This is a genomic window from Pontixanthobacter aquaemixtae (genome assembly GCF_009827395.1).
In the GTDB taxonomy this organism is placed as follows: Bacteria; Pseudomonadota; Alphaproteobacteria; order Sphingomonadales; family Sphingomonadaceae; genus Pontixanthobacter; species Pontixanthobacter aquaemixtae.
In genome coordinates this window covers 1,152,562-1,167,460 of sequence record NZ_WTYX01000001.1, presented here as the reverse complement: position 1 = coordinate 1,167,460, position 14,899 = coordinate 1,152,562, and the positions used below count along the sequence as shown (strand labels likewise).

At 57.6% G+C, this 14,899-nt stretch carries 16 protein-coding genes; 7 read left to right on the top strand and 9 right to left on the bottom strand.

Features of this window, described 5'->3' with window-relative positions; all coding sequences use genetic code 11:
- Window positions 1-11: 11 nt before the first annotated feature.
- From GRI41_RS05640 to GRI41_RS05630, 3 genes are read left to right on the top strand one after another with little or no spacing between them, the layout of a single operon-like run.
- On the top strand, window positions 12-674 hold the full coding sequence (locus GRI41_RS05640; protein ID WP_160603769.1) for a TadE/TadG family type IV pilus assembly protein: 663 nt from the start codon (window positions 12-14) through the stop codon (window positions 672-674).
- Window positions 675-714: 40 nt separating this feature from the next.
- Window positions 715-1,368: a hypothetical protein gene (locus GRI41_RS05635; protein ID WP_160603768.1), complete on the top strand. Its 654-nt coding sequence runs from the start codon at window positions 715-717 to the stop codon at window positions 1,366-1,368.
- A gap of 33 nt (window positions 1,369-1,401) precedes the next feature.
- The gene (locus GRI41_RS05630) at window positions 1,402-1,869 is read left to right on the top strand and encodes an EF-hand domain-containing protein (RefSeq protein WP_160603767.1); all 468 of its coding nucleotides are present in this window, start codon (window positions 1,402-1,404) and stop codon (window positions 1,867-1,869) included.
- A 1-nt stretch (window position 1,870) separates the two neighbouring features.
- Here GRI41_RS05630 and trmFO read toward each other — a convergent pair whose 3' ends face one another.
- Window positions 1,871-3,238: a methylenetetrahydrofolate--tRNA-(uracil(54)-C(5))-methyltransferase (FADH(2)-oxidizing) TrmFO gene (trmFO, locus tag GRI41_RS05625; RefSeq protein ID WP_160603766.1), complete on the bottom strand. Its 1,368-nt coding sequence runs from the start codon at window positions 3,236-3,238 to the stop codon at window positions 1,871-1,873.
- 78 nt (window positions 3,239-3,316) lie between these two features.
- On the opposite strand from trmFO, the gene GRI41_RS05620 reads away from it, so the two are divergent.
- Complete coding sequence (locus GRI41_RS05620; RefSeq protein WP_160603765.1) at window positions 3,317-3,976, top strand: lysoplasmalogenase family protein; 660 nt, start codon at window positions 3,317-3,319, stop codon at window positions 3,974-3,976.
- A gap of 66 nt (window positions 3,977-4,042) precedes the next feature.
- Here the strand turns inward: GRI41_RS05620 and GRI41_RS05615 are convergent, their stop codons facing one another.
- From GRI41_RS05615 to gyrA, 3 genes are all read right to left on the bottom strand, one after another.
- Window positions 4,043-4,450, bottom strand: a complete 408-nt coding sequence (locus GRI41_RS05615) for an OsmC family protein (RefSeq protein ID WP_160603764.1) — start codon at window positions 4,448-4,450, stop codon at window positions 4,043-4,045.
- Window positions 4,451-4,580: 130 nt separating this feature from the next.
- Window positions 4,581-5,420, bottom strand: coding sequence for a TauD/TfdA dioxygenase family protein (locus GRI41_RS05610; protein WP_235901057.1), 840 nt, complete (start codon window positions 5,418-5,420; stop codon window positions 4,581-4,583).
- A gap of 2 nt (window positions 5,421-5,422) precedes the next feature.
- The gene (gyrA, locus tag GRI41_RS05605; protein ID WP_160603762.1) at window positions 5,423-8,209 is read right to left on the bottom strand and encodes a DNA gyrase subunit A; all 2,787 of its coding nucleotides are present in this window, start codon (window positions 8,207-8,209) and stop codon (window positions 5,423-5,425) included.
- Window positions 8,210-8,504: 295 nt separating this feature from the next.
- On the opposite strand from gyrA, the gene GRI41_RS05600 reads away from it, so the two are divergent.
- Complete coding sequence (locus GRI41_RS05600) at window positions 8,505-9,812, top strand: hypothetical protein (protein ID WP_160603761.1); 1,308 nt, start codon at window positions 8,505-8,507, stop codon at window positions 9,810-9,812.
- 65 nt (window positions 9,813-9,877) lie between these two features.
- Here the strand turns inward: GRI41_RS05600 and GRI41_RS05595 are convergent, their stop codons facing one another.
- Together GRI41_RS05595 and GRI41_RS05590 are read right to left on the bottom strand one after the other, a co-directional pair.
- The gene (locus GRI41_RS05595) at window positions 9,878-10,603 is read right to left on the bottom strand and encodes an NYN domain-containing protein (protein ID WP_160603760.1); all 726 of its coding nucleotides are present in this window, start codon (window positions 10,601-10,603) and stop codon (window positions 9,878-9,880) included.
- On the bottom strand, window positions 10,600-11,256 hold the full coding sequence (locus tag GRI41_RS05590) for a carbonic anhydrase (protein WP_160604642.1): 657 nt from the start codon (window positions 11,254-11,256) through the stop codon (window positions 10,600-10,602). The genes GRI41_RS05595 and GRI41_RS05590 overlap by 4 nt, the downstream gene beginning before the upstream one ends.
- A gap of 58 nt (window positions 11,257-11,314) precedes the next feature.
- Here GRI41_RS05590 and lipA point away from each other — a divergent pair, with 58 nt between their 5' ends.
- Together lipA and GRI41_RS05580 are read left to right on the top strand one after the other, a co-directional pair.
- Window positions 11,315-12,256, top strand: coding sequence for a lipoyl synthase (gene lipA, locus GRI41_RS05585; RefSeq protein ID WP_160603759.1), 942 nt, complete (start codon window positions 11,315-11,317; stop codon window positions 12,254-12,256).
- The gene (locus GRI41_RS05580) at window positions 12,256-12,717 is read left to right on the top strand and encodes a type II toxin-antitoxin system RatA family toxin (protein ID WP_160603758.1); all 462 of its coding nucleotides are present in this window, start codon (window positions 12,256-12,258) and stop codon (window positions 12,715-12,717) included. The genes lipA and GRI41_RS05580 overlap by 1 nt, the downstream gene beginning before the upstream one ends.
- Here the strand turns inward: GRI41_RS05580 and GRI41_RS05575 are convergent.
- The 3 genes from GRI41_RS05575 to GRI41_RS05565 are packed head-to-tail and all read right to left on the bottom strand — an operon-like array spanning window position 12,678 to window position 14,875.
- A complete protein-coding gene (locus GRI41_RS05575) occupies window positions 12,678-13,178 on the bottom strand; it encodes a CinA family protein (RefSeq protein ID WP_160603757.1) in 501 nt (166 codons plus the stop codon). The two genes, GRI41_RS05580 and GRI41_RS05575, sit on opposite strands and share 40 nt — an antisense overlap.
- Window positions 13,175-13,717 carry a hypothetical protein gene (locus GRI41_RS05570; protein ID WP_160603756.1) on the bottom strand — a complete coding sequence of 181 codons (543 nt, stop codon included), beginning with the start codon at window positions 13,715-13,717 and terminating at the stop codon, window positions 13,175-13,177. The genes GRI41_RS05575 and GRI41_RS05570 overlap by 4 nt, the downstream gene beginning before the upstream one ends.
- Window positions 13,718-13,723: 6 nt before the next feature.
- Window positions 13,724-14,875, bottom strand: a complete 1,152-nt coding sequence (locus GRI41_RS05565; protein ID WP_160603755.1) for a bifunctional 2-C-methyl-D-erythritol 4-phosphate cytidylyltransferase/2-C-methyl-D-erythritol 2,4-cyclodiphosphate synthase — start codon at window positions 14,873-14,875, stop codon at window positions 13,724-13,726.
- Window positions 14,876-14,899: the final 24 nt, after the last annotated feature.

Here is a 14,899-nt window from a genome sequence, read left to right as displayed (position 1 = left end):
CCCTTTCCAGAATGGCCGGGCTGAAACGCGCCCTGTCCGACAATCAATCGGGCATTTCGATTGTGGAGTTCGCATTGGTTCTGCCGGTGCTGCTCACTCTCGGGCTGTTCGGCACTGAAATCGCCCGAATGGCGACGGTCAACATGACTGTCAGCCAGATCGCTTTGTCACTGGCTGATAACGCGTCGCGGCTCGGGCAGACCGACAATGCGGCAGTTGCGCCGACGATTACCGAGGACAACGTAGATGCAGTGTTGTCCGGTGCCATTCGCGACGGACAAAGCATCGGTCTTCAGGAAAACGGCCGGATTATTCTGAGCAGCCTCGAATATGATGGTTTCACCGACAGGCAATTCATTGCGTGGCAGCGCTGCCGTGGTGATCGCGATGCACAATCTGACTACGGCAACGATACTGACAAAAACGGCATCAACGGCCCGCGCATAAACAGCATGGGCTCTGGCGCCAATCCGATCACCGCAAGAGACGGTGAAGCAGTGATGTTTGTCGAAATCGAATATCGCTACGAAGCGCTGTTTGAAAATCCGTTTGGGTCGGGCGACCGTATCCTGCGCAAAGAAGCAGCGTTCATCATCCGCGATGACCGCAATCTCACTCCGGGTCTTACCGGAACTGCCAGCGGCGACTCCAGCTGCGCGACTCCATCCTCATAAGCTACTTGTGATTGGTTGAGCTTTCGGTCAGTCGGTCTGGATGGCCGACTCCGATCTTCCTTTGCCGCAAAAGCTCGCGCTCGCGCATGCGGGCGGCGCGGTGCGGCCGATCCTGGAACCATTCCTCGCCCTCGATTCCCGCCTTGGCGAATTTGTCAGCCAGGCAAAGGAACCGATCCTGACACAGATGCGCATCGCCTGGTGGCGCGACCAACTGGCTAAACCGGTTGCGGACAGGCCCAAGGGCGACCCCATCCTCGATGCGATTGGCCAATATTGGCAGGGAGAGGAGCAGGCTTTGACCGGCTTGGTCGATGGTTGGGAGGGATTGCTGGCGGAACCGCCTTTGCCCGAATCCGCTGCCGGCCAGTTTGTCGAAGGCCGCGCGGCTTGTTTTGCTGCTACGGCAAGATTGAGCGCTTTTTCCCGATATGAGGAAGCGGCGCTTGCCGCAGGCCGGCGATGGGGCTGGGCCGATTTGGCAGCACGCCTCAGCGATGCGGAGGAACGCCAATTCGTACTCGATCAGTCAGAAGAAAATGCTCCGCATCGGATGAAATTGCCACGAGCTTTGCGGTCTTTGACAATACTCAAAACGCTTGGCGATCGCGCATTGGACAATAGTGGGCGCAGTTTGGCTTCAACGCGCGCGGATTTGCTGGTTGTTATCCGGCTTGGAATTTTCGGACGCTGATTTATTGTTGCCTCTTGAAAGAGAGGTAACGCAATGAACCGAATTTTGCTTGGAGGGGTATCGGCATTACTTTTGGCCGGGATCGGTTTGTTTTGGTGGCAGGGCAGGGCGCAAGTCGAAGAAGCCGCGCCGCCACCCGATCCCGCCCCGACACAGGCCATGCCAAGCGAGCCGGAAATCCCCACATCTGATGTTGGCGATCTGCGCGGGCCAACTCCGCCAGAAGCGACCGAACTTTCGCGCGAACAGCGCCGCTTCTTTCGCTATGATCGCAATCGCGATTTGCGGATCACGCGCAACGAAATGCTGTCAACGCGGACCAATGCGTTCCGCAAGCTCGACAAGGACGGCAACAATTTGCTGACATTCGAAGAATGGGCGGTGGCCACAGCAACGCGTTTTGACAAGGCGGATAGCAATGGCGATCGCGAATTGTCCGCTGCCGAGTTTGCCACAACCCGGCCCAAGCGCCGGGCAAGCAGAAGCTCCTGCCGATGCTAGATCAGGCGGGAACAGCGTCCAGAGTTTTCAGCCATTCGCCAAAATCATCTTTGCCGCGCGACGTATAAGCCTCTTTGCGCTGCTTCTTGCCGATATCGTGAAGCGGTGGAAACAGCCCGAAATTGACATTCATTGGTTGATAGGTTTCGGCCTCTGCATCGCCGGTAATGTGCGACAATAGCGCGCCCATCGCGGTTGTGCGCGGCGGAGATGTCCATTCCTGCCCTGACAATTCAGCCGCCGCCATCATGCCGGTCAGCAGTCCGATTGTGGAACTTTCGACATAGCCTTCGCAGCCGGTTATCTGGCCGGCAAAGCGAATATGGGGCGCGTCCTTCAATCGCATCTGGCGGTCAAGCACCATCGGCGAATTGAGAAAGGTGTTGCGGTGAAGGCCGCCCAGACGCGCAAATTCGGCGTTCTGCAGGCCCGGAATGGTGCGGAACAGTTCGACCTGCGCGCCATGTTTCAGCTTGGTCTGGAACCCGACCATGTTCCACAAAGTGCCCAGCTTGTTGTCCTGGCGCAGCTGCACCACTGCATAGGGCCAGCGACCTTGCGGAAATTCGGGTGTTGTATCGTTGGGATTATCCAGCCCGACCGGCTTCATCGGGCCATAACGCAGCGTATCAACGCCGCGCGCGGCCATCACTTCGATCGGCATACATCCGTCAAAATAGGGGGTGTTTTCTTCCCATTCCTTGAAAGCGGTTTTTTCCCCGTCAATCAGCCCCTGATGGAAGGCCAGATACTGGTCCTTGGTCATCGGGCAATTGATGTAATCGCCATCCTCGTTGGACGCTTCGTTGCGCTTGTTCCAGCGCGACTGGATCCAGCAGACATCCATGTCGATGCTATCGCGGTGAACGATGGGGGCGATTGCGTCGAAGAAGGCAAGCCGGTCTTGCCCCGTCGCCGCCACGATACTGTCCGCCAGCTTGGCAGCGGTAAGCGGCCCTGTTGCAACGATGGTCAGCCCGTCGCCGGGCAGCGCATCTATCCGTTCGCGCACCACGGTCACATTTGGATGTTCAACCAGCGTCCGTTCGACTTCGGCAGAGAAGACATCGCGGTCCACCGCCATCGCCGAACCTGCCGGAACGCGGGCAATCTCGCCTGCCTTCATGATGATCGAGTCGAGCCGGCGCATTTCATCATGCAGCAACCCGACAGCATTCCGATCGCTGTCGTCGGAGCGGAAGCTGTTGGAACATACCAGCTCTGCCAGTCCGTCAGTCTGATGTGCGGGTGTCATTTCGCCTGCGCCGCGCATCTCTGACAGGCGGACTTTGAACCCCCGCCTGGCGAGCTGCCACGCTGCTTCGCTTCCGGCTAAACCGCCGCCGATAATATGCACGTCATGGGCCATGCGCCGCAGGTAGGGACTAAGGTGGTTATCCGCAATTCTTAAGTGTAGAGAGCTCGCGAATGGAAAAGGAATAGTGCGGTGCCCAAACGTGCCCTGACGGAAAAACGCCCGTGGTTGCTGGCAAGTCTGGTCGCCGCGATCGGCTATTACGCTTTGATCATGACCGGTCAGCCAGTCGGCGAGATATGGCTCATGCTGGTGAAGGGCGCCGGGGTCGCATTGCTGGCCGTGTATGCGCTGCAGCGGCATTCAAGCTTCGCCGCAAGATTGCTCGCATTGGTCCTTATCCTCTCGGCCTTGGGCGATATGCTGATCGAGCTTAGCCTGATTTGGGGCGGGGCTGCATTCTTTGCTTCGCACCTTGCCGCGATTGCTCTATATCTCCGCAACCAAAGGCACATTTCCACCATCAGCCAGAAGGTTTTGGGCGCAGCCTTGCTTCTGATCACACCGATAATGTGCTGGCTGCTGACCCGCGATCCGGCTGTGACAGCCTATGGTGTGGCGCTGGGCGCAATGGCCGCATCCGCATGGATGAGCCGTTTCTCGCGCTATCGGGTGGGACTTGGTGCGGTGCTCTTTGTCGTGTCCGACTGGCTCATTTTCTATGGAATAGGGCATCCGGATGGCAGCATGATACCATCACTTTTGATTTGGCCGCTTTATTATTGCGGACAATTCCTGATCGCTACCGGCGTCATTCAAACGCTGCGGCAAGAACTTCCGGATGCCGCGTAAAAGCCGCTATTCCCAAGCGGTGCAGAGACAGATTTGAGGAACGTCCGGCAAATCATTGCCATTCGCTCACTTGGCCCATTCAAACGCAATCGGCATTTCGACGTCAGGCGACATGCTCTTGTGGACCGGACAGGTGAAAGCTGCCGCTTCCAAGACTTTCCTATCCCGTTCGGAAACCTGATGAGGAATAACGATGCTCGTCGCGAGACGACCAATCCGGCGCGGGCCGCTGGCCATTTCCTTCTCAACAACCACTGTTGAACCTGAAAGGTCAATATCCATCGATTGTGCCTTTGTACCCATCACGGTCAGAATGCAGGTTCCCAAGGCAGTGGCGACAAGATCAGTTGGCGAAAATGCCTCTCCCTTGCCCATATTGTCGGCCGGGGCATCGGTGGTCAGTTGTGATCCTGACGGAGCGTGCGTCGCCTGGCAGTGCAAATTGCCTACATATTCAATTTTGATCGCTACCATTTTCGTCTCTCTGAGCTCTCCGGTTGGGGTGGGATAGGCTTTGGTCCGCGTCGAACAAGCTTCCGGCAACGGTCAGAGTTGGCGGGTCAGTCCGGGCCAGATCGGCCAGACACCTGATTAATCGCCAATATTAGCCAAGGGCAGGGGCCGCGATGGTCGTTCGATGAAGCTCTCGCCGGTGCCCTTCATATCCGCCCGTTGCCTTGTGAAGGACGCTGCGATTGTCCCACAGGATTACCATCCCCGGCTGCCACTTGTGGCGGTACACAAATTCGTCACGCGTTTGCCATTCGGATAGCTCGACAACAAATTGCATCGCTTCCATTTCATCTATGCCCTCGATCCCGACGACATAGCTAAGGCTGCAAAAAATGGTTTCCTCTCCGGTTTCCGGATGGGTGGTGATCAGCGGATGTGTTTGGGTCTTCAGTGCCTCTTCACTTGGTCTGATCGCCATCGAGCGGCCTTCGTCATTTTCTCCGTAAAGCCCCGAAGGCGCATAGCCGCGGCTCGCCGAATGGATCGTTGTCAATGATCTGAGATAGTCTTTGCGCTGCGCCGGTAACGCGTCGAAAGCGGCCACTTGATCGGCAAACAGCGTATCGCCGCCAACGGGGGGAATTTCCACTGCCGCGAGGCATGTTCCCGCGGGAGGCCGGGGAAGAAAACTCCAGTCGCTATGCCAGCTTTCGGCAAAAAGCGGCGTCGTTTCATCCGCTTCGCGCAGTATTGCCGCGATATTCTCTCGTCCGGGGATCGGCGCGAAAAAAGGATCCACGCCAAATTCACCCAATGTCAGGGTGAAGCGTTCCAGCGCATCATCATCAAGATGCTGATCGGGAAAAGCGATGACTTTATGTTTCAGCCAAGCAGCGCGAATTGCCGCAATCTTTTCCCGATCCAGTTCTCGGCTTAGGTCGACCCCGGTGATGTGTGCTCCGCACGGTGCATCGGTTGGTTCGACCTTCATGTTCATGTCTCCGGATCTTCCCCGATATTGTCATCCGAATGGAGTGTGGTCGGCGGGGTGGTGGGTTCGCTATCGCGCCCGACCATTTCTTCGACCACTGCCTCCTCGGCGTCGTTTTCGGGCGCTTCTTCCTCATCGAGTTTGGCAACGCTGACGATTTTCTCTTTATCGCTTACATTAAACAGCCGCACGCCGGAACTGGCGCGGCCGATCACGCGCAGAGAATCCAGTCCGATCCGGATCAATTTTGCCTGATCGGTGACCAGCATCAATTGGTCAGATTTGGTTGCGGTAAAGCTGGCAACCACCGGCCCGTTGCGCTTGATATTGTCGATATTGGTCACGCCCTGACCGCCCCGTCCAGCACGGCGATATTCGTAAGCAGAGGACAGCTTGCCATAACCATTGGCGCATACTGTCAGGATAAATTGCTCTGCTTCGGCCATTTCGGCGTGTTCGGCCGACAATTCGGGAGCATCTTCTTCCGATTTCCACGGAGCGACTTTCAAATATTCGTCGCGTTCTTCCGGCGTTGCCGAGCCGCCGTGAAGGATTGAGAGCGAGACAACCTCGTCCCCGTCTTCTTTGAATTTCATTCCGCGAACACCGGTGGAGGTGCGGCTGACAAATTCGCGCACATCCTCGCCGCCGAAGCGGATTGCCTTGCCCAGCTTGGTCGCGAGCAGAACATCGTCACCCGCCTCGAGCAAGGCCACGCCGACAAGCTTGTCGTCAGAGCCTTCCTCGAACCGCATCGCCAGCTTGCCGTTGGACGGGATATTGGCGAAGGAATCCATGCTGTTACGGCGGACATTGCCCATCTTGGTCGCAAACACGACGGTGAGAGCGCCCCAGCTGTCTTCATCTTCGGGCAGCGGCAGGACTGTCCGGATTGTTTCACCTTCATCGAGCGATGGCAGCAGATTGATGATCGGTCGGCCACGCGTGGTCGGCCCGCCTTCGGGCAGTTTCCATACTTTCAGGCGGTAAACCTTGCCCTCTGTAGAGAAGAACAGCACCGGATTGTGCGTGCTGGTGACGAACATTTCGCTCACCGCATCTTCTTCCTTCGTGGCCATTCCGGCGCGGCCTTTCCCGCCGCGATTTTGCGCCCGGAAGGTCGAAAGCGGGGTCCGCTTGATATAGCCGTCCAATGTGACCGTCACGACCATCTCGTCACGCTCGATCAGATCTTCATCGTCAAGGCCGTCCCATGCGGGCGCGATCTCGGACAAGCGAGGGGTCGCGTAATTCTCTTTAATCTCGGTCAGCTCGTCGCGCATGATGCCATAAAGTTTCACTCGGTCCGACAGGATCGAGAGATATTCCTCGATGGCTATGGATAGTTCCTTGAGCTCGTCGCCAATTTCGTCACGGCCCAGCGCAGTGAGGCGATGCAGACGCAAATCGAGGATTGCCTTCACCTGCCGTTCGGACAGGCGGTACGTGCCGCCTTTCTGGCCGTCTGTTGGTTCGATGGCTTCGATCAGCGCGATATATTGCGCGATATCGCCGATAGGCCATTCCTTCGCGAGCAGCCTTGAGCGCGCCTCTGCCGGATTGGGGGCACCGCGGATCATCGCAACAACTTCATCCAGATTCGAAACGGCAACCACCAGACCAAGCAATATATGCGCCCGTTCGCGGGCTTTGTTCAGTTCGAACTTGGTCCGGCGCGTGATAACTTCTTCGCGGAACTGGATAAACGCCTGGATGAACTCGCGCAGCATCAGGATTTCCGGACGGCCGCCGCGGATCGCCAGCATGTTGGCCGGGAAGCTGGATTGCGCCGGTGTGTGCCGCCAGATCTGGTTGAGCACGACCTCTGCGGTTGCATCGCGTTTCAGATCGATCACTACGCGCACGCCTTCACGACTGGATTCGTCGCGAATATCGGACACGCCCTCGATGCGCTTGTCCTTCGCCGCCTCGGCGAGCTTTTCGACAAGGCCGGATTTGCCGATCTGGTAGGGAATCGATGTGAGAACGATCGACTCGCGATCCCCGCGCTTGGTCTCGATCTCGTGCCGGCAGCGCTGCAGAATCGATCCTCGGCCGGTTGTATAGGCAGAACGCGCGCCGGATTGGCCCAAAATCAGCGGAGCCGTGGGGAAGTCAGGCCCGGGAATGATCTCGACCAGCTCTTCAGAAGTGATCGCCGGATTGTCCATATAGGCAAAGCAGCCATCGATCACTTCGCCCAGATTGTGCGGCGGGATGTTGGTTGCCATACCAACCGCGATACCGCCTGCGCCGTTGACCAGCAGGTTGGGGAAGCGCGCCGGCAATACCGACGGTTCCTTCAGCGAGCCGTCATAATTGTCGACGAAATCGACCGTATCCTTGTCGAGATCGTCCAGCAGGCTGTTGGCCACTTTTGCCAGCCGCGCCTCTGTATAACGCATCGACGCCGGATCGTCGGGGTCCATCGAACCGAAATTGCCCTGACCGCTGACCAGCGGCACGCGCATAGACCAGTCCTGCGCCATCCGCACCAGCGCGAAGTAAATCGCGCTGTCGCCGTGCGGGTGATAATTGCCCATCACATCGCCGACGATTTTGGCGCATTTGCGGAAAGGCCGGCCCGCGACCATGCCGCCTTCCTGACTGGCGTAAAGGATTCTCCGGTGAACGGGCTTGAGACCGTCGCGCACATCGGGAAGCGCGCGGCTGACGATCACGCTCATCGCGTAATCGAGGTAGCTCGTCTTCATCTCATCGACGATGTCGATGCGTTCATGTTGCTCCGGTGACGAAGGCGGTACGAGGGTTTCTGTATCGTCGCTCAAGGGGTCTCTTTTCTACTGCTTAAACGCATGCATAATTGAGCTTGCAACCTAGGCGAACAGCCGCATTTCCGCCACTCTAGGCAGGCTATTTGACGGCGCCACAGGGGGGTTTTCCACACTTCCTTTGCGCCTTGGCAGCAAGCCGCCGCGCACCGGCTTGCACGCATCGTTCAAAGCGTGTTCAGGAGCGTCTGCATAGATTGTATTGCAATGCGGAACACATGACGCCACTAGCGCGTTAGTGAGATGTAACTCAGCCAAATGGCATATCATTTTAATCATGGGAGAAACCCAGATGTTTACACTCGACCCAGTCAAGGCGACGAAACGCCGCGGATCGAAATTTGCCCTTGCTGCTGCGCTGATGTGCGGCAGCGCGCTTGGTCTTGGCGCATTTGCCGAGCCGGTTCAGGCGCAAAAAAACGATGAAAAACCGAAATATTCGAAGGACTTCGTATCGGTCTATTCTCCAATCAACGACCTCGCCAATGCCGAGGTTCCAGATATCGAAGGCGTCAAAGCGGGTCTACCGGCGGTTCTGGCAGCGGTTTCAACCCCCGATGACAAACGCGCTGCGGGCAGCCTGATTTACTCTGCCGGTATCACATCAAAAGACCTCGGCATGCAGCGTCAAGGCATCGATATGATGCTGGAAAGCGGCCGCATTCCTGCCGAACGGCTTGGCCAGTATTTGTACAATTCCGGTCAGTTGGCATATCAGCTCGAAGACTTGGAAGGTGCGCGTTCGCGTTTCAAGGAAGCGCTTGGCGCGGGCTACAATACTGCAGAGCTCGAAACGACAATTGCCGCGCTGTATTTTCAGGAAGACAAGACAGCGGAAGGTCTCGCGTATCTTAAAAGCGTGATCGAATCGACCGTTGCTGCCGGCGGAACGCCGAAGGAAGAATGGCTCGTTCGCGGCTTCTCTGCAGCATATAACAGCGATGCCGGTCTCGACGCGATCAATCTGAGCGCAATGCATGTCAAATATTACCCGACCGAGAGAAGCTGGAACAACGCAATCGCGATGCAGCGTTCTTTTATCGATTTCAAAGCGGCTGAACTGCTCGATATCATGCGCCTGGCCGATCGTGCCGACGCGCTGATTACGGGAAATGATTTTGGTGACTACATCCAGGCCGCAGACGCGCGCCGCCTTCCCGGCGAAGTGAAGCGGATCGTTGATCAGGGTATCGCAGCCGGTGCGTTGGAAGCGTCAGATCCTTTCGTTTCGGAAGCGCGCTCTACCGCTAACGAGCGGATTGCTGCCGATCGTGCAGAATTGCCGCAGCTAGAAGCCGACGCGCGCAAAGCCGCTGCCACCGCGATCACCGCAACCGCAGCGGGCGATGTTTTCCTCAGCTATGGCATGTCCGCCAAGGCCGAAGAGCTTTACGCAATCGCGGCCACCAAGGCCGGCGCTGATATGGATGTGGTGAACACCCGCATGGGCATCGCGCAAATCGACCAGGGCAAGATTGCAGAGGCGAAAGCCACTCTGGATCAGGTGAAGGGCAATCGCAGCGCGATTGCCAAGCTTTGGCAGACCTACGCAGACACGCAAGTCGGCGCTGCGGCGGTTGCTGCCGAAGCTGCGATGTAACAATCGCAAGCATGGATTAAAGGAAGGCGCGGGCTCCGGCTCGCGCCTTTTTTGTGGCCGCGGCTTTACCGTAAACGCTTTACGAGGACTTGTCCGTCATCGCGCCGGTCCACCTGAAAGTTTTCCAGCGATTCAAACAGCTCTGACAGGTTCTTGAAGCCGTAATTTCTTACGTCGAAACTGGAACGGTTGCCCGCAATCTGGCCCACTTGCTGGAGCCGGGCAAAGCCCTTCTGATCGCGTTTCGCCTCGTTATAGGCGGCGATGATCAATTCCTCGAGCTCTTCGTCGATAACGGGCTTGGGTGACTTGGCCGGCTTTTCGGCGCCTGTCCGGTCATCCTTGTTGGCGGCGATCAGCTTGTCGATGTCGATAAAGCGGGTGCAGACGGACCGGAAGGATTCGGGCGTTTTGGTGCTGCCAAAGCCGTAAACGACAATGCCGTCTTGCCGCAGGCGGGTGACCAGCGGGGTGAAATCGCTGTCCGACGTCATCAGTCCGAAACCATCGACCTTTCCCTGATTGAGCAAATCAATGGCATCAATCGTCATCGCCATATCGGTGGCGTTTTTCCCTTTTGATACGTCAAATTGCTGCTGCGGCCGGATCCCGAAGCGATTGGTGATCTTGTCCCATTTGGCGAGGTTTCCCTTCGCGAAATTGCCATAAGCGCGGCGGATATTCACTTGGCCCAGTTCCGCCATAACCGTCAGCACCGGATCGATGCCCTGCGGGGTCGTGTTGTCCGCATCGATCAGCAGAGCGATATTTTTGAGCGTTTCCTGAGTCATTGCATCACCGGCGAAAATGCGCCGCTGCCTTCATCGAGCAGATGCAGAACCCCGTCAGCAATCGCGAAGTAAGCGCCGCGCAGGGTCAACGATCCGTCTGCCTCTTTCTCTTTCACGCAGGGGAATGTCCGCAAATTGTCCAAGCTGACTTTGACCGCGGCAAGTTCCATCGCCCGCTCGGCAGTGCGGCCGGTGGTGCCATGCTCCTGCGCGATCGGATCACGGGCATCGTCGAGCAGCGCGATCCAGTTGGACACAAATCCGCCTTGGCCGGGTTCAGCACCGTGAAGGTCCTGCGTCAACGCCGCTTTGCACCCGCCGCACATACCGTGCCCCAGCACCACGACCTGGCTTACCTTAAGGAACTGCACAGCAAATTCGAGCGCCGCCGATACGCCGTGCTTGCCGGGCGTGGTTTCAAACGGAGGCACCATCGCGGCGACATTACGCACGACAAAAATCTCACCGGGATCGACATCGAAAATCTGCGTCGGGTCCACGCGGCTGTCAGAGCAGGCAATCACCATGGTTTTTGGCGATTGGCCTTCTTTCAGCGCGCTCCACCTTTCGCGCTGTTGCTGCCAGTCATTCTCGCGAAACCGGTGATAGCCATCAATCAGGGCGTCCAGAGCGGGGTTCTCGTCATTCTGCATATGAATGCAGATGCCGCGAGCCATTGCCTATGGCAAGTCCCGAGCCTAAATGGCCCACATGAACGATCTTTCCTCCTCTCCCAAGCCAGAGGGCGAGCGCCCCGCGCGGCAGCGCAAGCCCGACTGGATTCGCGTAAAAGCGCCCGTCAGCAAAGGCTATCACGAGACGCGCAAACTGATGCGCGAGCTCAATCTCAACACCGTGTGCGAGGAGGCAGCGTGCCCGAATATCGGTGAGTGCTGGACCAAGAAACACGCAACGGTGATGATCCTTGGCGATGTGTGCACCCGTGCATGCGCTTTCTGCAATGTCAAAACCGGCATGCCGCGGATCGTCGATCCGATGGAGCCGGAAAATACAGCGCTGGCCGCTGCAAAAATGGGGCTGGAGCATATTGTGATCACTTCGGTCGATCGCGATGATCTGCCCGATGGCGGGGCGGGGCAATTCGTCAAAGTTATCAAGGCACTGCGCCGCGAAACCCCCAACACCACGATCGAGATTCTAACGCCCGATTTCCGCGGCAAAATGCGCCCGGCGGTTGAGGCAATCTGCGAAGCCGGTCCCGATGTTTATAATCACAACCTCGAAACCGTTCCGCGCCTCTATCCCACGATCCGCCCGGGTGCGCGATATTATGCATCGCTTCGCCTGTTGGAAGAAGTGAAGCGGCATGATCCTATGATCTTTACCAAATCCGGCATCATGCTGGGGTTGGGTGAACAGCGCCTGGAAGTGCATCAGGTGATGGACGATATGCGCACAGCGGATATCGATTTCATGACCATGGGCCAATATCTCCAGCCAACGCCGAAACACGCCAAGGTTGAAGACTTTGTGACGCCCAAGGCATTTGACGCGTTTGGTGCAATTGCGCGGGCAAAAGGCTTCCTTCAGGTGGCATCCACTCCGCTCACGCGATCAAGTTATCACGCGGGCGATGATTTTGCCGAAATGCGCGCCGCACGCGAAGCGAAGCTGGCCAAGCAAAAGGTATAATGCCGGGCATCCGCGAAAAACGGGTGCTTCCCTATAGCTGCGAGCAGATGTTCGATCTGGTCGCCGATGTGGGCCGATACAAGGAATTCTTACCGTGGGTGGTTGCCACCCGTGTGCGGTCTGACAATGACAGCGAAATGGTCGCCGATATGGTCGTCGGTTTCAAATCATTGCGAGAGAAATTCACCTCTCGCGTGGCAAAAGACCGGCCCCATTCGATCAAGGTGCATTATGTCGATGGGCCATTGCGCGATCTCGACAATAATTGGACTTTCACCCCGCTGGCCGATGGCAGCTGCGAAGTTGATTTTTGCGTAGAGTTCACTTTCAAGAGCCGCGTTTTCGAAGCGCTTGCCGGGCAGTATTTTGACCGGGCTTTCCGCAAAATGGTGGCCGCGTTTGAAGCGCGCGCAGATGATCTTTACGGCAGCAGCAATTCGAGCGCACACAACGTGGCTTGATGCCGCACCTCTGCGCGGCCCAAATCACCAAAACTTTTCAGTTCGCCTTCCGGTTCGCCTTCATCATCGCGCAATACGCGCGCGAAAACGACTGTTCCGACCGGTTTTAGATCCGTTCCGCCGCCTGGCCCCGCAACACCGCTGATCGCGACCGCAACGTCGGCATTGCTGTTGTGCAGCGCGCCCTTGGCCATCGCCCATACGCAGGCGATGGAGACCGCGCCGAAGGTCTCGATTATATCGCTCGCGACGTCGAGGCTCTCCATCTTCGCTTCGTTCGAATAGGTGACAAAGCCGCGATCAAGGACAGACGATGATCCGGCAATCTCGGTCAGCGCAGATGCGACCAATCCGCCGGTGCAGCTTTCCGCAACCGCGATTGTCCGCCCGGCCTTGGCGTTTTCTTCGACCACCCGCTTGGCAAGCGCGAAGATGTCATCGGGAAGGAGTGTATCTGTCATTCGGGATCATAGGGGCAAAGCGAAGGATTCTTGACGCCCGACATGTCCATGATGAATGACAGCAATGATCCCATATTCTCCGGCGGCAAGGGGGCGAGGGCTTCAACCCCGCGTTCGATCTTGCCGCAATCTTTGACTTTGATTTCCTCAGCAACCTTCTGCTGAATTATCGCGTCAACGAAGGGACGCATAGCTTCTTCGGGCAGAGAGCTGAACAGCTTGAGCATTTCATCATTGCCTTTGCCTTTACGGCCTTTGCCAAATTGCTGGAGCAGCACGAAAGCGCCCGACCACTTGTCATCCTGCAAGGCCTGATAGGGGGCGATAAATGCCTCGCCCTCGGTCGCCAGAAAGCCGGTTTCGCTCAACTCGCTTCCGCATTTGGTTGAAAAGGCGGTGTAAAGCAGGGGCATCGCGTAGATCGTGGCATCGGACAAAGCCTCTTGATCCACGCAATCTTGTGCCGCCAACAATTGCGGTTGAGCCAGCGCTATCAAGGCTGCAGCGCTCGCCGCAAGTTTTGAGAATGTGCGTTTCATGTCCGGTCAATTCCTCTTGATCACTGTGGCAATCGCTTGCGCAGCAATGCCTTCTTCGCGCCCGGTAAAGCCGAGCCTTTCTGTGGTTGTTGCTTTGACGCTGACTTGCCCGATGTCAACGCCCAACAGACCCGCGATTGTCACCCTGATCGCTTCACGGTGAGGGCCGATTTTGGGCGCTTCGCAGATTATCGTCAGATCGACATTGCCGATGTCATAACCCGCTGCGGCAACCAGATCGCGGGCATGTTCGACAAATTGCGCGGACCGCGCGCCTTTCCATTGCGGGTCGCTGGGCGGGAAATGGTCGCCAATATCGCCGGCCGCCACCGCGCCGAGCAAGGCATCGACAATGGTATGAAGCGCAACGTCAGCGTCGCTATGGCCGGAAAGCCCCTTCTCATGCTCGATTCGTACGCCGCCAAGCCACAGCTCCTCACCCGCAGCAAGGCGATGGACGTCATATCCCATTCCGGTTCTGATCATCGGCTGTCCGCCTATAAAATCCTCTGCGAAAGTGAGTTTCTTCAGCGCCTCGTCACCCCCGACATGGGCAATCGATCCGCCATCTGCGACCAGAACCTGCGCATCATCGCCCGCGTCGCTTTCGCCGCTCCAGGCGCGGTGGGCGGACAGTATGTCGCCATAACGAAAGGCCTGCGGGGTTTGTACGCGTCTCAAAACCGTCCGGTCTGCGGAACCGGCCATGATCCCGTTTTCATCGACCGACAGACTATCAACCACCGGCAGAACCGGAATTGCGCCCGGATGCTGATCCAGAGAGCTTAGCAGACGCTCGATCACATCGCGCCTTAGATCGGGCCGCGCAGCATCGTGGATCAGGACATAGTCCGGGGCAGATTCGGCCAGTGTTTCAATCGCCAAGCGGACCGAATCCTGCCGGGTTTCTCCGCCGGTTACCAATTGCACTGCATCAACGCCGGCGAGGGCGGCGGCGGCAATCTCTTCCCCGCCTTCGGGGATTGCGACGATGATGGGCGAGCCCCCTGCGGCCGAGAGAGCTTCAGCGGAATGGCGGATGACCGGCTTTCCGCGCCACATTGCGAATTGTTTCGGAACAGGCTGGCCCGCGCGGAGGCCTTTGCCCGCGGCGACAATTACCGCTGCGAAAGGGGGAAGGGGCGGGGCGTCTGCCATCGTTTGCACGCGCTAGCTGCTTGC

Excerpts from the sequence above, each read along its gene's own strand:
- GRI41_RS05600 (WP_160603761.1), top strand. The coding sequence starts at position 8,505 with ATGTTTACACTCGACCCAGTCAAGGCGACGAAACGCCGCGGATCGAAA.
- GRI41_RS05595 (WP_160603760.1), bottom strand. The coding sequence starts at position 10,603 with ATGACTCAGGAAACGCTCAAAAATATCGCTCTGCTGATCGATGCGGAC.
- GRI41_RS05640 (WP_160603769.1), top strand. The coding sequence starts at position 12 with ATGGCCGGGCTGAAACGCGCCCTGTCCGACAATCAATCGGGCATTTCG.
- GRI41_RS05610 (WP_235901057.1), bottom strand. The coding sequence starts at position 5,420 with ATGAAGGTCGAACCAACCGATGCACCGTGCGGAGCACACATCACCGGG.
- GRI41_RS05635 (WP_160603768.1), top strand. The coding sequence starts at position 715 with ATGGCCGACTCCGATCTTCCTTTGCCGCAAAAGCTCGCGCTCGCGCAT.
- GRI41_RS05630 (WP_160603767.1), top strand. The coding sequence starts at position 1,402 with ATGAACCGAATTTTGCTTGGAGGGGTATCGGCATTACTTTTGGCCGGG.
- lipA (WP_160603759.1), top strand. The coding sequence starts at position 11,315 with ATGAACGATCTTTCCTCCTCTCCCAAGCCAGAGGGCGAGCGCCCCGCG.
- GRI41_RS05590 (WP_160604642.1), bottom strand. The coding sequence starts at position 11,256 with ATGCAGAATGACGAGAACCCCGCTCTGGACGCCCTGATTGATGGCTAT.
- GRI41_RS05565 (WP_160603755.1), bottom strand. The coding sequence starts at position 14,875 with ATGGCAGACGCCCCGCCCCTTCCCCCTTTCGCAGCGGTAATTGTCGCC.
- GRI41_RS05570 (WP_160603756.1), bottom strand. The coding sequence starts at position 13,717 with ATGAAACGCACATTCTCAAAACTTGCGGCGAGCGCTGCAGCCTTGATA.
- GRI41_RS05580 (WP_160603758.1), top strand. The coding sequence starts at position 12,256 with ATGCCGGGCATCCGCGAAAAACGGGTGCTTCCCTATAGCTGCGAGCAG.
- GRI41_RS05615 (WP_160603764.1), bottom strand. The coding sequence starts at position 4,450 with ATGGTAGCGATCAAAATTGAATATGTAGGCAATTTGCACTGCCAGGCG.
- trmFO (WP_160603766.1), bottom strand. The coding sequence starts at position 3,238 with ATGGCCCATGACGTGCATATTATCGGCGGCGGTTTAGCCGGAAGCGAA.
- GRI41_RS05575 (WP_160603757.1), bottom strand. The coding sequence starts at position 13,178 with ATGACAGATACACTCCTTCCCGATGACATCTTCGCGCTTGCCAAGCGG.